The 21,902-nt window shown below is 44.4% G+C and carries 26 protein-coding genes and 1 tRNA gene; 4 read left to right on the forward strand and 23 right to left on the reverse strand.

Annotated elements, in window-relative coordinates:
* Positions 1-9: 9 nt before the first annotated feature.
* The 3 genes from ACMXYO_RS10200 to dapA form a co-directional block, all read right to left on the reverse strand.
* Positions 10-957 carry a D-2-hydroxyacid dehydrogenase gene (locus tag ACMXYO_RS10200; protein WP_415885021.1) on the reverse strand — a complete coding sequence of 316 codons (948 nt, stop codon included), beginning with the start codon at positions 955-957 and terminating at the stop codon, positions 10-12.
* 89 nt (positions 958-1,046) lie between these two features.
* On the reverse strand, positions 1,047-2,432 hold the full coding sequence (gene bamC, locus ACMXYO_RS10205) for an outer membrane protein assembly factor BamC (protein WP_415885022.1): 1,386 nt from the start codon (positions 2,430-2,432) through the stop codon (positions 1,047-1,049).
* A gap of 12 nt (positions 2,433-2,444) precedes the next feature.
* Complete coding sequence (dapA, locus tag ACMXYO_RS10210) at positions 2,445-3,320, reverse strand: 4-hydroxy-tetrahydrodipicolinate synthase (RefSeq protein ID WP_415885023.1); 876 nt, start codon at positions 3,318-3,320, stop codon at positions 2,445-2,447.
* 300 nt (positions 3,321-3,620) lie between these two features.
* Between dapA and ACMXYO_RS10215 the strand changes: the two genes are divergently transcribed.
* Positions 3,621-4,088, forward strand: coding sequence for a peroxiredoxin (locus ACMXYO_RS10215; RefSeq protein WP_415884277.1), 468 nt, complete (start codon positions 3,621-3,623; stop codon positions 4,086-4,088).
* Between the two features lie 31 nt (positions 4,089-4,119).
* On the opposite strand, the gene ACMXYO_RS10220 is transcribed toward ACMXYO_RS10215, so the two are convergent.
* Together ACMXYO_RS10220 and ACMXYO_RS10225 are read right to left on the reverse strand one after the other, a co-directional pair.
* Positions 4,120-5,202, reverse strand: coding sequence for an AI-2E family transporter (locus ACMXYO_RS10220; protein ID WP_415885024.1), 1,083 nt, complete (start codon positions 5,200-5,202; stop codon positions 4,120-4,122).
* Positions 5,203-5,214: 12 nt separating this feature from the next.
* Complete coding sequence (locus ACMXYO_RS10225) at positions 5,215-5,451, reverse strand: sulfurtransferase TusA family protein (protein ID WP_415885025.1); 237 nt, start codon at positions 5,449-5,451, stop codon at positions 5,215-5,217.
* Positions 5,452-5,549: 98 nt separating this feature from the next.
* Here ACMXYO_RS10225 and ACMXYO_RS10230 point away from each other — a divergent pair, with 98 nt between their 5' ends.
* Positions 5,550-6,986 (forward strand): M48 family metalloprotease, encoded by a 1,437-nt coding sequence (locus ACMXYO_RS10230; protein WP_415885026.1) that lies wholly within the window; start codon positions 5,550-5,552, stop codon positions 6,984-6,986.
* A gap of 74 nt (positions 6,987-7,060) precedes the next feature.
* On the opposite strand, the gene nadA is transcribed toward ACMXYO_RS10230, so the two are convergent.
* From nadA to ACMXYO_RS10305, 15 genes are all read right to left on the reverse strand, one after another.
* On the reverse strand, positions 7,061-8,113 hold the full coding sequence (nadA, locus tag ACMXYO_RS10235) for a quinolinate synthase NadA (protein WP_415885027.1): 1,053 nt from the start codon (positions 8,111-8,113) through the stop codon (positions 7,061-7,063).
* Between the two features lie 453 nt (positions 8,114-8,566).
* Positions 8,567-8,642 (reverse strand) — tRNA-Lys (locus ACMXYO_RS10240).
* Between the two features lie 50 nt (positions 8,643-8,692).
* Positions 8,693-9,376 carry a 7-cyano-7-deazaguanine synthase QueC gene (queC, locus tag ACMXYO_RS10245; RefSeq protein WP_415885028.1) on the reverse strand — a complete coding sequence of 228 codons (684 nt, stop codon included), beginning with the start codon at positions 9,374-9,376 and terminating at the stop codon, positions 8,693-8,695.
* An 18-nt stretch (positions 9,377-9,394) separates the two neighbouring features.
* Complete coding sequence (gene ybgF / locus ACMXYO_RS10250) at positions 9,395-10,198, reverse strand: tol-pal system protein YbgF (protein WP_415885029.1); 804 nt, start codon at positions 10,196-10,198, stop codon at positions 9,395-9,397.
* A gap of 3 nt (positions 10,199-10,201) precedes the next feature.
* Complete coding sequence (pal, locus tag ACMXYO_RS10255; protein ID WP_415885030.1) at positions 10,202-10,714, reverse strand: peptidoglycan-associated lipoprotein Pal; 513 nt, start codon at positions 10,712-10,714, stop codon at positions 10,202-10,204.
* 97 nt (positions 10,715-10,811) lie between these two features.
* On the reverse strand, positions 10,812-12,119 hold the full coding sequence (gene tolB / locus ACMXYO_RS10260; protein ID WP_415885031.1) for a Tol-Pal system beta propeller repeat protein TolB: 1,308 nt from the start codon (positions 12,117-12,119) through the stop codon (positions 10,812-10,814).
* A 46-nt stretch (positions 12,120-12,165) separates the two neighbouring features.
* Positions 12,166-13,056, reverse strand: coding sequence for a cell envelope integrity protein TolA (tolA, locus tag ACMXYO_RS10265; RefSeq protein ID WP_415885032.1), 891 nt, complete (start codon positions 13,054-13,056; stop codon positions 12,166-12,168).
* A 9-nt stretch (positions 13,057-13,065) separates the two neighbouring features.
* Entirely contained in the window at positions 13,066-13,482 is a 417-nt protein-coding gene (tolR, locus tag ACMXYO_RS10270; protein ID WP_415885033.1) for a protein TolR, read from the reverse strand.
* Between the two features lie 13 nt (positions 13,483-13,495).
* Entirely contained in the window at positions 13,496-14,164 is a 669-nt protein-coding gene (tolQ, locus tag ACMXYO_RS10275) for a protein TolQ (RefSeq protein ID WP_415885034.1), read from the reverse strand.
* Between the two features lie 220 nt (positions 14,165-14,384).
* Positions 14,385-14,762, reverse strand: a complete 378-nt coding sequence (locus ACMXYO_RS10280) for a TraR/DksA family transcriptional regulator (protein WP_415885035.1) — start codon at positions 14,760-14,762, stop codon at positions 14,385-14,387.
* 132 nt (positions 14,763-14,894) lie between these two features.
* On the reverse strand, positions 14,895-15,905 hold the full coding sequence (gene ruvB, locus ACMXYO_RS10285; protein WP_415885036.1) for a Holliday junction branch migration DNA helicase RuvB: 1,011 nt from the start codon (positions 15,903-15,905) through the stop codon (positions 14,895-14,897).
* A 14-nt stretch (positions 15,906-15,919) separates the two neighbouring features.
* Entirely contained in the window at positions 15,920-16,552 is a 633-nt protein-coding gene (gene ruvA, locus ACMXYO_RS10290) for a Holliday junction branch migration protein RuvA (protein ID WP_415885037.1), read from the reverse strand.
* Positions 16,553-17,218, reverse strand: coding sequence for a trimeric intracellular cation channel family protein (locus ACMXYO_RS10295; RefSeq protein WP_415885038.1), 666 nt, complete (start codon positions 17,216-17,218; stop codon positions 16,553-16,555).
* Between the two features lie 5 nt (positions 17,219-17,223).
* The gene (gene ruvC / locus ACMXYO_RS10300) at positions 17,224-17,745 is read right to left on the reverse strand and encodes a crossover junction endodeoxyribonuclease RuvC (RefSeq protein ID WP_415888091.1); all 522 of its coding nucleotides are present in this window, start codon (positions 17,743-17,745) and stop codon (positions 17,224-17,226) included.
* A 253-nt stretch (positions 17,746-17,998) separates the two neighbouring features.
* Positions 17,999-18,280 carry a DUF3622 domain-containing protein gene (locus ACMXYO_RS10305; protein WP_415885039.1) on the reverse strand — a complete coding sequence of 94 codons (282 nt, stop codon included), beginning with the start codon at positions 18,278-18,280 and terminating at the stop codon, positions 17,999-18,001.
* A gap of 193 nt (positions 18,281-18,473) precedes the next feature.
* Between ACMXYO_RS10305 and ACMXYO_RS10310 the strand changes: the two genes are divergently transcribed.
* Together ACMXYO_RS10310 and ACMXYO_RS10315 are read left to right on the forward strand one after the other, a co-directional pair.
* Positions 18,474-18,893 carry a DUF2185 domain-containing protein gene (locus tag ACMXYO_RS10310; protein WP_415881563.1) on the forward strand — a complete coding sequence of 140 codons (420 nt, stop codon included), beginning with the start codon at positions 18,474-18,476 and terminating at the stop codon, positions 18,891-18,893.
* A 138-nt stretch (positions 18,894-19,031) separates the two neighbouring features.
* Entirely contained in the window at positions 19,032-19,451 is a 420-nt protein-coding gene (locus ACMXYO_RS10315; protein ID WP_415885040.1) for an Hsp20 family protein, read from the forward strand.
* Here ACMXYO_RS10315 and ACMXYO_RS10320 read toward each other — a convergent pair.
* The 3 genes from ACMXYO_RS10320 to ACMXYO_RS10330 all read right to left on the reverse strand — a co-directional run bounded on the left by ACMXYO_RS10320 (position 19,448) and on the right by ACMXYO_RS10330 (position 21,900).
* The gene (locus ACMXYO_RS10320) at positions 19,448-20,023 is read right to left on the reverse strand and encodes an O-acetyl-ADP-ribose deacetylase (protein WP_415885041.1); all 576 of its coding nucleotides are present in this window, start codon (positions 20,021-20,023) and stop codon (positions 19,448-19,450) included. The genes ACMXYO_RS10315 and ACMXYO_RS10320 overlap by 4 nt on opposite strands.
* Positions 20,020-20,355, reverse strand: coding sequence for a cupin domain-containing protein (locus tag ACMXYO_RS10325; RefSeq protein ID WP_415885042.1), 336 nt, complete (start codon positions 20,353-20,355; stop codon positions 20,020-20,022). Before ACMXYO_RS10325 ends, ACMXYO_RS10320 begins: the two co-directional genes overlap by 4 nt.
* 246 nt (positions 20,356-20,601) lie before the next feature.
* A complete protein-coding gene (locus ACMXYO_RS10330; RefSeq protein WP_415885043.1) occupies positions 20,602-21,900 on the reverse strand; it encodes a methyl-accepting chemotaxis protein in 1,299 nt (432 codons plus the stop codon).
* Positions 21,901-21,902 lie beyond the last annotated feature (2 nt).

Here is a 21,902-nt window from a genome sequence, read left to right on the forward strand (position 1 = left end):
TTTCAAGGGTTAAACAGGATTGGTGTGTTCACCTCGTAAGAACGCCTGAATATTATCTGCTGTTTGCTGAATAATACGGGTACGAGCTTCTAGCGTTCCCCAAGCAATATGCGGCGTCACCAATAGGTTAGGAATAGAAGGATCTAACAGAGGGTTTCCATCCTTTGGCGGCTCTACTGTAAGCACATCAGTCGCAGCACCCGCAATCTCAGCAGACTTTAGCGCATCCACAAGGTCTTGTTCATTCACAATTCCACCACGAGCAGCATTAATTAAAAAAGCAGTGCTTTTCATCTTCTTGAAGGTGGATCGATCAAATAAGTTTTCCGTATTATCTGTTAATGGGCAATGAAGGCTGATCACATCTGATGTCACAATCAATTCATCCATACTCACTCTATCTGGATCTTGACCGTTACCACTCAAGCTTTGTACCACTAACACTTTCATTCCAAAAGCAGAAGCAACACTCGCCACACCCTCTCCCAGATTTCCGTAACCAATAATACCTAGTGTCTTACCTTCAAGTTCTACAATCGGGTAATCCAGAAAACAGAACTGATCAGAACGTTGCCACTGACCTTTTTGCACATCATTAACGTAAGAAACCAAATTAGTATGCAAAGCTAAAATCATTGACCATACATGCTGAACCACAGAGCTAACCCCATAAGCAACACAATTAGACACTGGAATGCCTCGTTCAGCAGCTTCTTCTTTATCAACGACGTTAGTACCGGTTGCTAGCACGCAGATATATTTAAGATGCTCAGCAGCATCCATTACTTCAGCATTGATAGCAGTTTTATTGGTAATAAGAATATCTGCACCTTTAACTCGCTCAAGCACTTGATCAGGCCGAGTCAATTCGTAGCAGATCAATTCTGAAACGCTCTTTTCGATAGGAGCAAGATCTATCGCTTCCAACCCTTTTAAATCCAAAATTACAGCACGCATTAATTTCTCCCACCGACAAATAAACTAACCACAAAAAAAGGGCCTCTCGGCCCTTTTTATTAAGATGATATTACTCTCAATATCATCTCTTAAGCTTTAGGTAAATTCTCTTTAATTCCCCAAAGAATCTCTTCTGCCACAATAGATGGTGCGGATAGACCTTGAGAGGTTAATACACTTAAGAATACGCCTGCACGAGTTCTGATCAGCTTCAACTGATATTGACCTGTGTGCTCATACTTACCGGTACTTTCATTGTATATACCAGAATCTTCACCACCGAAGACGTAGATAGGTTTGCCAGCAAACCAGATTTTATAACCTTTTTTGTTACCTTCATCTTCTGGATCAGTTAGAGCGTCTTTCGCTTCGCCCTCTTTCACACCTTGAAGATAGGCTGCGGTTTTACCTGTCGTATAACTGATACCACCTTTTTCTTCAGTGTTGATACCCAGCGCCTCAGAAATCGCACTAGTATCAAGTTTAATATCACCTCGATCAGAGTGAAGCCACTCAAAGAAACCTTGTTCTTCAACATTCTCAAACGGCGTAGAAGTTGTATAGGTCATATAGAAGTAACCCGTATCTGCATCACGGGTACCCACATCCATATCCGCTTTATCCAACGCTGCGCTAATCTCATCCCAAGCCGTAGAGGCATCCGTGTTCATCTTCAGAACAGGATTACCACGGGAATCTCGACCTAACTGCGTACCAACACGGCGTTTTTCGTTAAATGCGATAAGCGTTTGAGCATTACGCTGACCAGACGCTTTGCCTAAATAGCGCAGCATCTCAAACATCATATCAGATTTGAAGGTAACACCCTGAGCTTGAGTAGCCCAATCGATGCTTGTCACTTCTTCATCAGCGGCAAATCGAACATGCTCCATACCGATAGCAGTACGAGAAGCATCACCCTCCACAGGTCTTAAGCTTACACGCAATTTATCTTTCGCATCGCCAGGGATATCCTGGAAAGTTAAGCGCTTAACCCAAGTATCTACCAAACCAAATTCTTTAGCATCGTGATGGATCCACTGGGTTTCCATACGGCCCTGACGAGGGTCTGACTTAGCTATGTCGATCCCATTAAACTGCCAAAACTCTTGCAACTTAACCCAAACGCTAGTGATACCCTCATCAACAATGATAAGTTTCTCACCACCTTCACGTTTTAGGTTAACAGATTCACTACCTGCTTCAGCGTAAAAGAATTCAGGACGAGGAACTTCAAAGCTCCCCGTACGCGCTGTCGCAACGTTACTAATTTCAGGAATAGTCAAAGTATCTGCAGTCTGCTTCGCTTTAAGGTGCGCTGGTAATTCTAGACGCTGACCCGTTTGTGCCAATTCATAATCCTGACTACGGTCACGCACAATGCCGCTTTCACCGTAGATAGGGTTATCATCCAACATACTGCAGCCAGAAAGCAGCGCTCCAGTAACCACTGATACAGATACAATTTTCTTCATGAATATAGTCGCTTAGATAATGTTAGTGCTACGCATCGCTTCACGAACAGTGTCGTGACACTCATCTGCCAATACAGTTAGTGGCAAACGAATACCAAGGCCCATGTAGCCCATTTCAGCTAACGCCCATTTCACAGGGATTGGGTTCGCTTCAACAAACAGTTTTTCGTGAAGTGGCATTAGGCTGTTATTTAGCGTACGTGCTTCTTCAGCTTTACCAGACATTGCCAAAGAACACATTTCAGCCATTTCAGAAGGCGCAACGTTTGCAGTTACAGAGATGTTACCTTTACCACCTTCAAGCATTAGCTCTACTGCAGTAGCATCATCACCAGAGTAAACAGCAAAATCCGCCGGTGCTCTAGAAATTAGATCAATACCGCGAGGTACGTCACCTGTTGCTTCTTTAACACCAACGATGTTGCTTATCTCAGCAAGACGAAGCACAGTTTCAGTCTGCATATCACAGGCAGTACGACCCGGAACGTTGTAAAGGATCTGCGGGATATCTACTGCTTCAGCAATCGCTTTGTAATGCTGGTACAAACCTTCTTGAGTCGGCTTGTTGTAGTAAGGAGTCACAAGCAAACACGCATCTGCACCCGCGTTTTTAGCTTCAGCAGTTAGCTCGATTGCTTCGGAAGTTGAGTTTGCACCTGTGCCTGCAATCACTGGGATTCGGCCTGCAACTCGATCAACTACACGTTTAATCACTTGGCAATGCTCATCGCAGTTTAGTGTAGCGGACTCACCAGTAGTGCCCACAGCGACGATGGAATCAGTGCCCTTATCCAGATGCCAATCTACCAGTTTGTCTAGGGAATCCCAATCGACATCTCCGTTAGAAAGCATAGGGGTAACAAGAGCAACAATGCTGCCAGTAATCATTTTTTTCTCCATGAGATTTATATCAGGTTTTGCAAAGGACAAAACTACTCTGCCCTACTGCGTATTACAACCTTAAAACTTGACTAATCGACCCTAGGCGGCTGAAAAGATTCAATTTTTCCTAAGGTCGATCCAAATAGAGGGCTAAGAAGGAATATTTCTACTTTCACTCACAAAAGATTGCCAATTACTCGTGAAATAGATCACTTATAATCTAAACCATATCTGGTATCGTATTAAGAGACGTATTCTATACGATTTTATACTTTGTTGAGTAGCCATCATCACTAAGGATTTACTATGAGCAACGTTGCTATTGATCAAAAAGTCCCATCTTTTACCGCTCAAGCCACTAGCGAGCAGACTGTTGAACTGGATGCACTTAAGGGCAAAAACATTGTTATCTATTTTTACCCTAAAGACAGTACCCCTGGCTGCACAACAGAAGGTCAGAACTTCCGCGACGCTATCGATCAGTTTGAAGCAGCAAACACTGTAATTTTCGGTGTTTCTCGTGACGGCATGCGCGCTCATGAAAACTTCAAAGCAAAACAAGAGTTTCCATTCGAGTTAATCAGCGACCCAGATGAAGAACTGTGCAAACTGTTTGATGTAATCAAGCTAAAAAAGAACTATGGTCGCGAGTACATGGGTATCGACCGCTCTACTTTCTTGATTGATGCAGAAGGTGTTTTACGACAGGAATGGCGCACTGTAAAAGTTAAAGGTCATGTCGACGAAGTACTTGCTGCTGCTCAAGCACTATAATTCAGAATAACAGACACAAAAAAAGCGGTGTTTAAACACCGCTTTCTTCTAATTCTACTGGATGATGTTTAGCCTTTGGCCACGAGCTCAAAATAGCCTTGATCAAAGTTGCTAGCGGAATTGCAAAGAATAATCCCCAGAATCCCCAAAGCCCACCAAATACCAACACCGCTACGATAATCGCAACTGGATGTAGGTTTACTGCTTCAGAGAACAACAATGGCACAAGTGCGTTACCATCCAGCGCCTGGATAATGCCGTATGCCACCATCAGAGTCATAAATTCACTACTCCAACCCCACTGGAAGAAAGCAATCAACGCTACAGGAATTGTTACCAACGCAGCACCTATATATGGAATCAATACAGACAAGCCGACCAAAATACCCAGCAGCGCAGCATAGTTAATACCCAAGAAGATAAAGGTAATGTAGGTGACAGTGCCAACTACGATAATCTCAATAGCCTTACCACGGATATAGTTAGCAATCTGATCATCCATCTCAGTCCAAACACTGGTCATCATATCGCGCTTTTCAGGCAAAAATGATACCCACCATTTAGTCATAACCGCGCCATCTTTGAGGAAGAAGAAGACTAATATAGGCACTAAAACCAGATAGATCAGTAACGCCATCACTCCAGTAATCGAATTCAAAGAGAACGTCACCACCAACTGCCCCATCTGTGATAGCTCAGCAGCCGCCAGATCAATCAGCTCTAAAATACGAGCTTCCGATATGAACTCAGGGTATTTTTGCGGCAACAGAAGTAATACCGTTTGTATTTCCGATAATATACCGGGGAGCTCATTAAACAGATTTACTGCCTGACGCCATGCCAGCGGCATAACGATCAAGAACAGCGCAGCTAAACCACCAACAAAAGCTAAAAACACCAGTATGACCGAAAGCAGATGTGGAACATTCAGCTGCTTTAAGCGATTAACCCCACCCTGCATCAAAAACGCTAGGATAATACCCGCAAAAACCGGTGCCAAAGCCTGACCTAAGGTCAAGATCACCAGTAATGCAGCGCCTAACAAAACAAAGAGAAGCAACGCCTCTTCGTCAGAAAAGTAGCGCTCTATCCATTTACTAAATATCTTGCGCATAAGTAACTCTGCCTAGCCTCGACGAATCAGATAAACATAAGGTTCCTGATCAGTGAACGATTCCAACAATTCATGGTCAGATTGATCGGTATAGGCTTTAAAATCTCTGATAGAACCACTATCAGTAGCGATAACTTTTAACACCTTCCCCGCTTCCAATTTGTTTAGCGCTTGTTTAGCTTTCAGGAGCGGCAAAGGACAATTTAATCCAGACGCGTCTAATGTCTCGTCGTACGAATGTGTAGTCATTAACTTTTCTTAACGTAATTTTTGTTGTCGTTATCAATTAAGTTCAGCACTATATACCATTCTTGTTTGTATTAGCACGGGCTTTTTCGGATACCACTATGCACAATGGACTTATTGCTTTCCTCTTAACAATTTTGTTAAGTGTTTTACCTTTAAGCCTGAAAGCAGATACCCAACTTCCGAATATTGGCGGTAGTGGCTACAGCATTATATCTCAGCAAAAAGAATACCTTTTGGGCCGCGCTTGGGTACGTATGCTTCGTGGTAGTTCGCGCTTATACAAAGACGCAGTTGTAAGCCAATACGTCGAAGAACTCACTTGGAATTTAGTCACATATAGCGAACTAACAGATCGCCGCTTAGAAATTTTAGTGCTCGACAACCCTACCGTTAACGCGTTTGCAGCACCGGGGGGCATTATCGGTGTTCACACCGGCCTACTCCTTACAGCACAAAATGAAGCGCAGTTAGCCTCGGTACTTGCACACGAGTTAGCTCACTTAAGCCAACGCCACTTTGCCTCGCAGCTAGAGGAACAACGCCGCAACAAACCTTTTTTCATAGCCAGCTTATTAGGCAGCATTTTATTGGCAGCAGCAGATCCCGAAGCAGGCGTTGTCGGTATGCAATCTTCTATGGCTGCCTCAGCCTCTTCTCGCCTTTCATTTAGCCGGCAGAATGAACGCGAAGCCGATTACATAGGCATGCAAACCTTGACACAAGCTGGCTACGATCCAAAGTCCATGGCTGACATGTTCCATCAGCTGCAACAACAAGCGCGCTTTAGCCGTATACCGCCTGAATTTTTGCTAACCCACCCAGTCACCCAATCACGAGTATCAGATGCACTAAACCGTGCTGAAACAATCAATGTGATTAATGCAAAAGAAAACAGCATCCATTTTAATATTGCTAGCGCACGTATTCGTACCGGATATGCTAAAGATCAAAAACAACTGTTAGAAAAATACCTAAACACACAAAAACAGCAGGATAACGACAGCTTAAGATACGCTATTGCCCATACTGCAATAGCAATCAAAGGCTTTGAACTCGCACAAAAGAACATCAACCGCTTTAGCAAAAGTTTTAAAAACCGCCTTAGCGCTCGTTTAATCAAAGCAGAACTTGAACTGGGTAAAGAAAACTACCCTGAAGCGGCGAAGCAACTACAACACCTTAGAAACCTATTCCCGGGCAGCCAAGCTGTATCGTTTATTTACGCCGATACACAAATAAAACTAAACCAGCCATACCTTGCGGTACAAGCTTATGAAGATCTTGTTGAGCAAGATCCAAATGACAGCAGGGCTTGGTACCTACTGGCTGAAGCCTACGGACTAGCAGGCGATATTGTCGGTGTTCACAAAGCCCGAATAGAATACTTTTTGCTAACCGCTAATGTGGATAGAGCTTTAAGACAGATCGATTACGCTCTAAGAGAACCGACGATTAACAATACTGAACGCGCTCGATTAGAACAACGAAAGGAAGATGCTAAAGGGATTAGAGAATCATTAAAGCTGGAGTATTGATTTAAGACGCCTACACAGCAACTGAAACAACATCTATTAGCAATAAAAAAAACCCGCTTTCGCGGGTTTCAAATTTATTTATTCAACTCCGCCGAGAAATCAAGCATTCGTTGTAGCGGCTTGCGAGCATCGACTATTAGCGACTCATCGACATGTATCTCGTCTTGCCCTGTTTCTAGTGCGTGAAGTACGCTTTCTAGACCGTTCATAGCCATCCAAGGACAGTGGGCGCAGCTACGACAGGTTGCACCAGAACCGCCCGTGGGCGCCTCGATAAACTGCTTACCTGGTGCTGCTTGCTGCATCTTGTAGAAGATTGCTTTATCCGTCGCGACGATAAACTGCTCATTTGGCAAATCACGCGCAGCATTGATAATTTGCGTAGTAGAGCCTACAGCATCCGCAATTTCTACGACAGAATCAGGGGATTCTGGATGAACTAGGACCGCTGCATCTGGGTAAACTTTTTTAAGATCTAGAATACCCTGCGCTTTAAATTCTTCGTGTACGATACAAGCACCATCCCACATAAGCATCTCAATGCCTGTTTGACGTTGCACGTAAGTACCTAAGTGCTTATCTGGGGCCCAAATAATCTTTTTCCCTTGATCAGCCAAGTGCTCAACAACCTGTAGCGCAATGCTAGATGTTACAACCCAATCAGCACGCGCTTTTACAGCTGCAGAAGTATTGGCATAAACAACCACTTCATGGTCTGGGTGAGCATCACAAAATGCAGAGAACTCTTCGATTGGGCAACCAATATCAAGTGAACAAGTCGCTTCAATCGTTGGCATAATTACACGCTTTTCAGGCGTAAGGATTTTAGCCGTTTCGCCCATAAATTTAACGCCCGCAACAACTAACGTGCTAGCGGAATGAGCATTACCAAAGCGCGCCATCTCTAGAGAATCAGAAACACATCCGCCCGTTTCATCTGCAAGCTGCTGTAGAACTGCAGAGGTGTAATAGTGCGCTACCAGACAGGCATCTTTCTCTTTAAGCAGCTTTTTGATCTTCTGCTTATACTCTTCAACCTGCTCCATTGTCATATCTAGAGGCAAGTGTTCTTTAGCGAAGTGCTCCTGCACGAGGATGCGATCTGAAATATCCTGTTGGCTCAACATGTGACGTAATACTCATAAGTTGTACTGATCGACTACCTGCTCACCTAGGTAGCTTTATTACCTGAGGATCACCCAGATAAAAATTAGGGGACGTAGTATAGCATAGAGATACGAGCGGCTAGAAGTTACTTAGATCAGTCGTGAGGCGTTAGATTCTTCGAGTGTTATGAGAATTTTCTTTTTCTCTAGCAGCGTAGCTACGTCCTCTAGCCACGAAGTGGCATCCTAAGCGGCGAAGCCGTGCTGAATTTCAGACATAAAAAAACCAGCTCGAAGGCTGGAGTTTTTTAGTGGTGGGTCGTATAGGATTACTATACCCTACGGGCCAGCGTCGCAGGCTCCGCTGTTTTTTACAGGCTTCGCCTTCCGACTCGAACCTTTTGACGGTTCTCATCCTATACAACGAGCATCTTTCAGACATAAAAAAACCAGCTCAAAGGCTGGGTTTTTTAGTGGTGGGTCGTATAGGATTCGAACCTATGACCAATTGGTTAAAAGCCAACTGCTCTACCGACTGAGCTAACGACCCACACAGAGGACGCGTATTCTACGTATCCCTAATACAAAAGCAAGGCTTTTTTATTGATATCGGGTTGGATCTTCCAAGCCAGCATCAACAAAGCCTTTTGCGCGCAAACGACAGCTGTCGCACGCACCGCATGCCTGGCCTTCATCGTCTGCTTGATAGCAAGAAACCGTCAAACCGTAATCAACACCCAGACGAGTACCCTCTTGGATGATCTCTTCTTTAGTCAGGTCGATTAGTGGTGTTTCAATCCTGATTGGATCACCGCTAACACCACGCTTAGTCGCAAGGTTAGCCATGGTTTCGAAGGCAGCGATATATTCTGGACGACAATCAGGGTAACCGGAGTAATCGACTGCATTGACACCAATAAAGATCGCATCAGCTTCTAGCACTTCTGCCCAACCTAACGCCAAGGACATGAAAACCGTATTTCGTGCAGGAACGTAGGTCACCGGAATTTCATCGGATTCCTCTTCTGGCACATCAATACTGTGGTCAGTTAGCGCGGAGCCACCAAAGTCTTCTAAGTGAAGACGGATGACACGGTGTTCAGCCACATTAAGTTGCTTGGCAATTTTCTTAGCCGCATTTAACTCAGTTAAAGAGCGCTGACCGTAATCAAAGCTCAATACATAACAGCTGTAGCCTCTTTCAGCAGCCATTGCCAGCGCTGTTGCCGAGTCCAGACCACCAGACAGCAACACCACTGCTTTTTTTGAAGCAGAAGAATTCATGTGTTTTCCAAAGATCGATTAGAGCTGACGCTTAAACTCTTGAGCTAAGCGAACCGCATCAGAATCAGGGTATTTATTGATTACCAGATCAAGGTATTCAGTTGCCTTAGCAGTGTCACCTAACTGATTGTAGATGATACCAAGCTTATACGCTGCATCCGGAGCTTTAGGGTTATCCACGAACTGGGTTAACACCTGCACGAATGATTCACGTGCTTGTTCAGGCTTTTGCTCTGCTAAGTAAATCTCACCTAGCCAGTAATGAGCATTAGGCAAACGCACACTTTGTGGGTAATCCTTCACAAAAGCAGAAAATGCTTCAGCCGCTTTCGGGAAGTTTCTTAGCTTAACCAGCCCAAAGGCTTCTCGATAAGCCTGCGCATCACCCACTGATGGCGTTAAAGGTGCTATATCCGCTGGCATTTGAGATCTAGATACCGGTGAACCACCCTCTAAAACAGGGGTGTTATCAGCACCTAACTGACCAGTCGTCGCTGACGGCGTTAAAGCTGGATCCCTTAAAGCGGTGATACGGCCATCTAGATCGCGATACCGCTCTAGCTGCTGCCGTTCCATCTGCTTTAGACGGTAATCTTGCTGCTCTACTTGACCACGCAGAGAACGCACTTCGTCCTGCAACTGCTGGACAATAAGTAACAGTTCACTGTTTTTTGAAGCCGAGTGAGTATTATAGGAAGGCTGTTGAACATTGGTAGGCGAAGCGCCAACACCCAATTCAATAACAGGTACTTCTTCTGCTACAACATTAGCGCTGATCGCAAGCGCTAATGCAGTAGAAAGAACGATAGAGTTCGAAGTCATAAATTAACGAGATACGTACTTCAGTTCCACACGACGGTTCTGGCTCCAGCTAGATTCGCTGTGACCCAAAATCGCTGGTTTTTCTTCACCAAAACTAACAGTTTCGATCTGAGAAGCAGATGCACCGTTAACTTGCATGAAACGAGAAACCGCTTTAGCACGACGTTCGCCTAGTGCGATGTTGTACTCACGAGTACCACGCTCATCTGCATGGCCTTCCAGTACAACTTGAACAGATGGGTTAGCAGCGAGGTAAGCCGCATGCTTCTCTAGATCAGCAAAACCACCTGCTTTAACTACTGATTTGTCGAAATCGAAGTAGAAAACAGTCTGTAGGTTAGCAACAGAATCCATTGAAGAACCAGAAACAGAACCCTGATTAACACCTTGTGTAGTGCCAGTATCAGTACCCGACGTTGCGCCACCTTCAGTAGATGAACCACCTGTAGAACAACCTGCTACCCATGCTACGGATAACGCTAGTGCAGCTGCTTTAGTTACGTTGGAAGCTCGCATTGATCACTCCTGTATATTTGCTGGTCTTCCCAGCAAGCAAAATATTATTGAATGCCGCCATGTCCAAATCTGAACATAAGTTAATGTCTATAAACTTTTATTGCAAGTAGGGGCTCCATGCCGGTTCCCTAACATCACCACTACTTGACGGTAAAATGAAGCGTACGCCCCCATCTAAGGTAACACCGCCCAAGACCCCTCTTACACCTTTTTGGGTTGCATACAGAATGATGCTGCCATTCGGTGCAATAGTTGGGGACTCATCTAAAAAGGTGTCAGTCAGGATATCTAAACGGCCTGTTTTAAGATCCTGAACTGCAATTCTGAATACATTATCTACACCACGGTGAACCATCGCCAAGAAACGTCCATCCTGAGTCAAACGACCGCGCGAGTTGTAGTTACCTTCGTAAGTTACTCGCTCTAACTGGCGCGTTGGCAGATGGATACGATAGATCTGCGGTTGACCACCACGATCAGAGGTAAAGATAAGTGACTGACCATCTGGCGACCAAGAAGGCTCCGTATCAATCCCATAATGGTGGGTAATTCGCGCTAGGCTGCGTGAACGCAGATCTAGAACATAAACCTCTGGGTTACCATCTTTAGATAACACTATCGCAAGTTTATTACCGTCAGGTGACCAAGCAGGCGCACCATTCAAACCTCGGAACGACTGAACCTTCTCGCGTTTACCTGTCGCTAAATACTGGATGTAGATAGCAGGCTTACCGGACTCAAAAGACACATAGGCCAATTTGGATGCATCACGAGACCAAGCAGGAGACATCAACGGCTCGCTCTGTTCACGAATCGTAATTGGACGAGCCCCATCGGAATCAGCCATCTTCAAACGATAACGACCGTTGCCATTGCCAAACTGCTGTGCCGTTACGTAAACGATACGTGTTGAGAATGCACCGCGAACACCAGTTAACTTTTCGTACACCATATCCGAGATGTAGTGAGCAATATCACGCATATTCGCTTGGCTACCGGATACACGTTCTGCTAATAGCTGCTGCTCTTTCAACACATCGTAAAGTTCAAATTCTACTTTTAGCTCTTTACCTTCAGATGGCAGTTGACGACCAATCAGTAGAAACTCAGTTTTGCTGACGCGCCAATCGCGGAAGTACACTCGATCGCGTTTGTTCGGAAAGCTAAGCATATTGCGGCGATCCATCATCGAGAATAGACCGGTACGGCCTAAGTCATCAGATACAATCTGTGCAATATCTTCTGGTAAAGCGAAACTACCATCCCAAGAAAACGGCACTACAGCAACCGGCGTTGGCTCATCAATACCTTGGGTAATTTCGATTGCCAAATCACCTTCAGCGATTACGGAAACCGAAAACAACAGCGCAAATGTAGCTATTACTCGCTGTAAAACTCTGTTCATTTAGTTCTCCTTAAACACATAGCCGCCATACCAATTTAAAACAGGCTTAATTCCGTAGATCTTCAGGACGGAAACGCAATACACGCTTACGGAAGTATCGATCAAACACAACCGAATCCATCTCCTGAAGTTTTTCAAATACTTGTACACGTTCTATCGCACGCAAAGCGTCGTTATCAAAACGAGCATCACCACTAGATTTACTCACATACAGATCATTCACTCGACCTGATGGTAAGAAATGTACGGTAATTTCTACCACCATACCATTTCGCGCAGTCGGTGATCGACGCCAGTTACGGGTAATCTGTGAAACTATATACGCTTCATAACTCATGGCTGCGGCACGCTGCTCTTCAGCTTGCAGAGCCGCCTCTTCAGCTTCTAACGCCTGCATTAGCGCTTCGTTTCGGGCTTTTTCTTCTGCTTGCTTTTTCGCTGCTGCTTCAGCTTTTCTTTTCTTCTCTTCGGCCGCTTTTTTCTCGGCGTCTTTGCGTTTCTTTTCGTCAGCTTTACGTTTTTTCTCAGCTGCAGCTTTCTTTAAACGGTCTTGTTCAGCTTTCTTTTTAGCTGCTTCTTTTTTACGTTTTTCGTCAGCTTTACGCTTCTTTTCAGCCTCAGCTTTCTTTTTCTCTAGCTGCTTTTTCTTTTCAGCTTCTTTCTTAGCTTTTTCCTGCTTACGCTTTTCGTCCGCTTTACGTTTCTTATCTTCTTCAGCTTTGCGGATTTGATCCGCCTTCTGCTTGGCCTTAGCTTCAGAGGCTTCTTTACGCTGAGCAGATAGCGTAGTCAGATCGACAATCTGCGCCTGAACATGACGAGGAACTTTACGCTCCTCCTCTTTGTGCTCAAACCAGCTCTGCGCCAACAAAACCACAACAAAGATATGAAGTATGACAGCAAGGACTGTAGGAAGAAGATAACTACCCGGTCGCAAAATCAACCCCTACTCCGTCACCAAGCCTACGCTCGGCGCGCCTGCTTGCTGTAGCAAAACCATCAACTGCACAACTGAATCGTAATTCACATTACGATCACCCCGTACCAACAGCATTTTCTTAGGGTTACTTGCTAAAATTTTAGCCACACGATCCTGGACAACATCAGCCGTAACCGCTTCTTTAGGGTCACCACCAATATCGATAAAGTATTCACCTTCTGAATTAACCGTGACGATAACCGGTTCATTATCTTCGTCATCTACAGGCTCCGCCGCTGCTTTAGGCAGATCAACAATAACGCCTTGCGTCAGCATGGGTGCCGTCACCATAAAGATCACCAAGAGCACCATCATGACATCAATGTAAGGTACTACATTGATGTCAGCATTTAACTTACGTTTTTTCTTATGCCGTCTGATCATCGATCACACCCGCTTAGTTGGATGCGTGCATACGACGATGCAAGATGGAAGAGAATTCGTCAGCAAAGGTTTCATAGTTACCCAATAGATACTCAACCTGTGCAGAATAACGGTTATAGGCAATTACGGCTGGAATCGCAGCAAATAGACCAATCGCTGTAGCGATCAAGGCCTCGGCGATACCAGGTGCTACAGCGGACAATGTCGCTTGGTGAACATTCGCCAAACCACGGAAGGAGTTCATAATCCCCCACACTGTACCAAAAAGGCCGATATAAGGACTGGTAGAACCTACTGTTGCAAGGAATGGCAGGTGCTTTTCTAGCTTATCTTCTTCACGCGCTAGCGCTACACGCATACTACGCTGTACACCGTCCATGACCGAATCTGGGTCATAACCTGTTTGCTGAGTTAGACGCGTGTATTCTTTGATACCAGCACGAAAGATATTCTCGGCACCACAGTCAGAATTCGGTTCGTGATTAATCTCACGGAAAAGTTGGCCAAGATCGACACCAGACCAGAAGCGATCTTCAAAGTTACGCAGTGATTTTCGCGCGCTGCTTAACACCGATTGGCGCTGAAAGATCATCACCCAAGAAAGTACTGACGCTAATAAAAGCATTAACATTACTAGTTGAACCACGATACTTGCGTCGGCAACCAGACTCCAGATCGACATTTTTTCGACCACAGCACTTCCCTCTAAAAATTTGGTACAGGATACAATTTACCGGCTTTGTGATTCATCAAAAACCAATAAGTTCCATCCATTTAATAGATAAAAAAATGAAGGCACAACAATAACAGTCATGGCGATTAATACAAGGAAAAACCAGCGTTTGAAATAACGGTGTTAGAGGGAAATACCAGCTATCAGATTAGATAGCTGGCGAATAGATCTAGGCGATTTTTTTTAACGCAGATTCGTGAATAGATTGGCAGCGAATACAGCGTGATGCAGGAGGATTAGCCTTCAGACGTGTCAGCTCGATCTCCTCTCCACAGTTGATGCATTCACCAAAACTACCCTCGTCAATACGCTTCAGTGCAGCTTGGCATTCAGCAATCTCATCATGATGACGCTGGAGCGTTTCAAATTGACGCTCCAACTCAACTGTATGTTCCACTTCTTCACCGATATCTCGCACTTCAGACACGGAAGCAGATGAGATCTGATCTCTCAACTCTTCTTCAAGCTCGGCTTTAAGCTGGATAAGTAAACGATTAAGCTCAAGTCGGAATGCAGTGATCTCTGCATTACGAAGTATGGCCGTCATAATTGCTACCTGTCATTTTTTTCAGTTATTTGGCAGGCATATTAGACGGCTTTTCTTCTGTCGTACCTTGATTGATGTCAGATTAACCAACAAATCCTATTTATTATAGGGTTTATTGATCCAGATCGTATTTTAAGACTCTTTGGGTTTATCAATTCCAAAGTGCTGATAAGCGTGATCGGTCACCACTCGACCACGCGGTGTGCGCATGACAAACCCTTGCTGAATAAGGTAAGGCTCTAAAACATCTTCTATGGTGTCGCGCTCTTCACTAATCGCAGCAGCAAGGCTTTCTACACCTACCGGACCACCACCAAACTTTTCGATCATAGTCAGCAGCATACGACGGTCAAGATGATCAAAACCATGATGATCGACATTAAGCATATTCAAGGCACGATCGGCGATATCATTATCAATAACACCATTACCTTTTACTTCTGCATAATCTCGTGCACGGCGTAACAGTCGGTTAGCAATACGCGGCGTACCGCGAGATCGCTTTGCCACTTCGCACGCACCCTGCGTATCTATATTAGTTCCAGATAAATCTGCAGAACGAGCAACAATACTGGTCAGATCTTCAACGTTATAGAACTCTAAGCGTTGCACAATACCGAAACGATCTCGCAATGGAGATGTCAGCAACCCTGCTCGCGTTGTAGCACCCACCAAAGTAAATGGCGGTAGCTCTAACTTTATCGAGCGCGCTGCAGGGCCTTCACCGATCATGATATCCAGCTGATAGTCTTCCATAGCTGGGTACAACACCTCTTCGACATTCGGACTTAGACGGTGAATTTCATCGATAAATAGAACGTCATTAGGCTCAAGATTGGTCAACAACGCAGCAAGGTCCCCTGCTTTCTCAAGCACAGGGCCAGAAGTGGTTTTGATCTCAGAGCCCATCTCATTCGCGATGATGTTAGCTAAGGTTGTTTTTCCCAAACCTGGAGGGCCAAAAATCAAAGTATGATCCAAAGCTTCATTACGCATCTTCGCCGCTTGGATAAAGATCTCCATCTGCTCACGAACAACAGGCTGGCCAACATAATCTTCTAAAGATTTAGGGCGAATAGCACGATCATGTGCCTCCTCTACTGGATTACTTAAAGGCGAAATAAAACGATCAGCTTCAATCATAACTATTTACTCTATTACCCAACCATGGCGCGTAAAGCGACACGAATAAGATCTTCGCAACTTGCCCCAGACCCAAGAGACTTATGAGCTTGCTCAATCAATTTAGTTGCCTGAACAGGCTTGTAGCCCAACGCAACCAATGCACTTTCTGCTTCCGCACGATTATCACTAACCGCCTCAAATGACGCCATATCCGGGCCATCCGCTGCAGACAGTTGGAATTCATCCGAAGATTCCAAGCCAAGCGCTTTAATCTTGTCTTTCATCTCTACGATTAAGCGCTCAGCTGTTTTCTTACCAACACCCGGTAATTTAACTAAAGAGGCGGTATCACCATCATTTACACAACGTACAAACTCAGTAGTGGAAATTCCTGAAAGGATCGTAATTGCGAGCTTAGGGCCAACGCCATTAGCTTTAATCAAAGTTCTAAAAAGCGAACGCTCCTGCTTATCGATAAAACCATAAAGTAACTGCGCATCTTCTCGCACGACAAAGTGAGTAAAGAGGGTTACCTGCAATCCAACTTCAGGTAATCGATAAAATGTGTTCATAGAAGCTTCCACTTCGTAGCCCACACCATTTACATCAATCACTAACTGTGGAGGTTGCTTTTCTAACAACTCACCTTTTAATCGACCAATCACTTATTTTTTATCCTTATCCAATTTTTCTAGCTTATGACCTGCCACAATAAATTCAGGTAATCTGAGATCTGCGAACATCGCAGCCATACGCAATACAAAGATAATTACCATAGAGATCAGCGCAACCGGCTGTCCTGGAATATACGACTGAAAAACCACAAAAAATACCGAACCAGCTAGCGCGCAGGTCGCATAAAGTTCACCATCTCGTTGTAATATAAGTGGTATTTGTCCCGTCAGAAGGTCTCGGATCATACCTCCTGCACACCCTGTAATAACGGCCATCATCACTACAATAATCGGTGGTAAACCAAGGCCTAGAGCTTTTTCAGCACCTAACACTGCAAACAGTGCCAACCCCATAGCATCCAGTACCAACAATGTACGCCTAGGATACTGAATATATCGACAGACGAAAAAAGCAACGACCGCAGAGATAATGGCAGTCCACAAATAGGAAGTATCTGCTACCCAAACAACTGGATGAATATCTAAGGTGATATCTCGAATAGTGCCGCCACCTAAAGCCGTCACTATCGCTAAAACAACCACTCCTAGAATATCTAATTGCTTACCTTGAGCAGCCAAAGCTCCTGCTGTTGCAAAAACGGCAACTCCAATTAGATCAGCTATATGGATAAAATCAGCGTAAGCCATCTCATTCATGACGTTTATTGACGCCTCCAACTGGCATTGCGACTAGACATAGAACCTGATGTTTTAATTAAGCTATTACGAGTATGCGCATGGCAGAGCGCAATTGCGAGGGCATCGGCAGCATCGGCTTGAGGTAAGCCGGGTAATTTTAAAATATGCGCCACCATGTGCTGAACTTGTGATTTATCCGCCGAACCTTTACCTACGACCGACTGCTTAACTTTTCGAGCAGCATATTCATAAACAGGCAATTCCGCATTAGTACCTGCCACGATAGCTACACCACGTGCCTGCCCCAGCTTCAGAGCAGAATCAGCATTACGCGCCATAAAAACCTGCTCAATAGCAAACTCTTGCGGACAATAACGCTCAATTACCTCAGACACTCCTGTATATACCTGCTGCAAACGCTCAGGTAACTCTTCGCCCTTAATACGAATACAACCGCTGGCAACATACTCATTTTTATTACCAACACAGTTAATTACACCGTAACCGGTGATACGGGAGCCTGGATCTATTCCTAATATCAGCATCAAACAAATCTACTGGTTATTTATACAGGAAAGAATACCGTAGTCTTGATTGTTAAGGAAGGCTTAGAGAACAACTAAAGTTATCGAAGGTAGATAAAGAGCGTTAATGCTCACTGATATAACGGTATTTGATGTTAAAAACGAATAACCCCTATCTATTCAGCTAGGGGTTATTGTGACCGTTACTAGAATCCTTGCTGAAAAAGCAATACTCATCTAGACAGAACTGGCTAATAGGAAAATTCAACAAAGATTACTCTTCGTCTTCGAATCGAGCTCTTGCTTCAGCTTGACGTGCTTCAATTTCTGCACGTTCTTCGCGCTTTTCCGCTTTACGCTTGTTACGCTCAACTTGCTGGCTCATAAACTGCTCTAATTCAGCTTCAGCCCAAACCTTGGCCTCATCTTCAGTCGCAAAGCCATCCTGCTGCTTGGAGATAACTGTTTTACGTGCACTTGCCTGACGCAAGATCTGAGCACTCCAAGTTTCCCCTTCAGCAACTAACTGAAAATCGTACTTTTTGCCTTTGGCCATCTTTTTTTCCTGAGGATCTGACTGTAAAAACAGCGTATTCTAGCACGCTTAGTAAAACGGTTAGACTGATTTATGTAACTTTAGGTTAATAAAGTAACCCACATCGCATTTTCTTAACCTTTTAGCCGCTGGTATAGGGCCCAATCAGCGTTTAAAATAGAATGGCTATTAATTTATTACTGTTTGAGTGCTCATGAAATCTGTTGACGTTGATACGCCTAAAACTACTGAATCCGAAACAAACCAAACCAAAAACGGCTTCTTAGCGCTGGTTTCAAAACTTTGTTTTGATGAAACTCTGCCTATTCGTTTTATGTATAAGACAGTTCCTGAACACTTAAACGACACCGGCTGGCGCATGTTTACTGGTTATGAAACTGAAGAGTTTTTGGAAGATCAGCTTTCCAACCTTCTTCCTGTCCCAGTAGAAAAGATGTGCCGCCTAGACCCATCCTTGAGCGAGCTGGTTACCTACAATGCAGGTACAGTTTGGGAACGTGTTCCTGGTTCAGACTCATGGGAACGTGTGCACGATTACCGCATTCCTTCGCACGATGTTGATGTAGAAATCACCAACGACGTTGATCGATTTAATGTTGAAGAAGAAAAATAATTCCCCTTACGCTTGAATTCTCATCAAGTGACATTATCTAAATAGTTAACCGAGGCTCAAAAGAGGTCGGTTAACGGCTCGCTCAAGAGAGGGGCCATACTTTTAAATTTAGATATATTGCTTGATGAGGATATACAGATGCGTGAATTCGATCTATCTCCACTCTACCGTTCTGCCATTGGTTTTGACCGTCTAGCTAACATACTAGATAACGCTAACCGCAACGACAACCAACCTTCATTCCCTCCATACAACATCGAACTACTTGGAGAAAATAATTACCGTATTACCATGGCTGTGGCAGGCTTTGAAAAAGACGAATTAGATATTCAAAGTGAAAGCGGTACTCTGACGATTACGGGCCAGAAGAAAGAACAAACTCAAGATCGCCAATACCTTTACCAAGGTATAGCAGCGCGCAATTTTGAAAGACGTTTCCAGCTAGCGGATCATGTAAAAGTGACGAAAGCGTCGATGGAAAATGGATTGCTTCATGTCGATCTGATTCATGAAATACCTGAAGCGATGAAGCCACGTCAGATCCAGATCGAACACTAATACTGACTGTGCTCTAGGACAAAGAAGGAGGCCATGCTGCCTCCTTTTTTAATGGCTTCAGGAAGTTTAGAAGCAACCGCTTGATATACAGAAAGAAGTTCATCACTGAACAAGCAAAAGACAACCTTTTCTACGCTTGTCCCTTTTTTTAATTCACTCTTAACCGTTATTAACGCAATCTCGGCTGCCTGTTCCAAGGGATAGCCATAAACACCGCAACTAATCGCCGGAAATGCGATTGTTTTGATTTTGCTTTCGTTAGCCACAGCCATCGCGTTACGATAACAAGCTTCTAGCTGTGCAGACTCACCATGATTACCACCTCGCCAAACTGGCCCTACCGTATGAATCACGTATTGAGCAGGAATGCGATAACCTTGGGTAATTTTCGCTTTACCCGTGTCACAGCCATTAAGCGTGCGACACTCAGCTAACAAATCGGGTCCAGCTGCAGTATGAATAGCACCGTCTACACCGCCACCACCCAACAAACTTTTGTTAGCAGCGTTAACAATTGCATCAACTTCCAATTGGGTAATATCGCTCTGAACAAAGCTAATTTTGGCTGTCATGATTCAGCCTCCTTAGGTTCATTGTAGTGAACAGCGAGCCATATCGTTGGTTGATTAGAATCAGTCCATTCAACACGGTGTCGTTGATATGCAGGGAAACTGTAACTGTCACCTGCATTAAGTGTGAATTCTTGATCTGGATTTGCAGTACGAATCCCCGCGCTACCAGAAATAACCAATACCCACTCATCCCAAGCTTGGTCGTACCATTCCCCTTCGGGGGTTGCGTGGGCATGAGAGATAATACGTTCTATGCGAAACTGATCAGTAGAGAGTAACGGGTCGAACTTTTCTGATTCTGGTCCCGAGCCTGACAGATCATATAGGTTCATAGTGCTACCACTCACTGATTGGAGCAGACCATGTCACTGCCTGCTCAATTAATTTATAAACCACTTTCATGACACTTAAGTGACACGCTATAAAGTTAGGCTACTTCCGGTAGAAATGAGAGATCACGTTCATTCAATTATCCTTAATAGAATGATTTTTATAAAAAGTAGTGTTTGGCTTATTTCCGTAGAAAATTTCAGGGATACAGCCCGCTATTAAGCGGGCATTGATCTGTTACAGCGGAACTAACTTACTCGGAATTTTGATAGCGTACTCTCTAAATGAGATGCAGAGTTCGCCATCTCTTCCGCTAAAGAAGAAGTATTTCTAGCAGCCCCTTCAGATGTATCTGCACTTTCAGAAATAGCAGCCAAGCTTTCATGCAGATGATTTACCAGACCACTTTGCTGCTCGGCAGCTGCGGCAATCCCAGAATTCATCTGATTAACCTCAGATAGAGAACTATCAATCTGTTGCAGTACTTCACTAGCACGTGCCATTTCAGAAACATTTTCTGATACTGAACTACTAGTATGCTGCATCAGCTCTACTGCACGTTTCGCACAATCAGTTAGCTTCTGCAGGTTCTCACGAATCTCTCCTGTAGAATCCTGCGTACGTTGTGCGAGCGTTCTGACTTCATCAGCTACAACTGCAAATCCACGCCCCTGCTCGCCTGCACGTGCTGCTTCAATCGCTGCATTTAAGGCGAGCAAGTTGGTTTGATCTGCAATATCACTGATCACACTAGATACTGCATGGATGCTCTTAACATCCTGATCCAATTCGCTTATAACAGCGCTTGTCTTGGAAACGTCAGTAGCTAATTCATTAAAAGATGATGTTGTTTTCTGAACCACCAGCAAGCCTTCAGAAGCCATTTCATTAACTTCCTGAGTGGTGTTAGACGCCTGATTGGTGTTCATCGCAATTTCTGAAGCACTGCTAGCTAATTCACCCACCCCTTCAGCAACATGCGCAGTCTCTTCTTTCTGACGAGCAACGCCATCTCGAGTCTGAGAAGATTCTTTAGAAAGTCGCGAAGAGCTGTTAGTAACCAAATTAGTTGCACTTTTAGTTTCCCTAACCAAAGATTCAAAGCCTTCCGCAACTTTATTCAGACCTTCAGATATAGCGGACATTTCATCCTTGCCTGTGTGATCAAGGCGAGCAGAGAGATCCCCAGATGCCAATCGATCCGCAGCTTCCTGGAATCGATCCATAGTATCGATAGTTGACCGATAGAAACCCACAAATAGATAGATCGCAAGAAATACTGTTACTAAGATTACTGCCAAAACAAGGTTACGACTATTGACCTGTTTAGACAGATATCCCTGTTGTTTTTCATACAACGCCGGCAACATCATCTTGTATAAATTCAGCACCTGCTTAATCGCTGTCGTACCTTCTGAAAACACATCATTGGAGTTAACAGCGATGCTGTCTGGTTCAGTGACATTGATCTGGATATATGCGATGTAACTGCCAACCGCTTTCTCCGCAGCCTTGAGATCTGTGTGCATTGACTCTAACTCGGTCATCG

Origin of the sequence: Neptuniibacter sp. QD37_6 (genome assembly GCF_047778085.1) — a bacterium.
Taxonomy (GTDB): domain Bacteria; phylum Pseudomonadota; class Gammaproteobacteria; order Pseudomonadales; family Balneatricaceae; genus Neptuniibacter.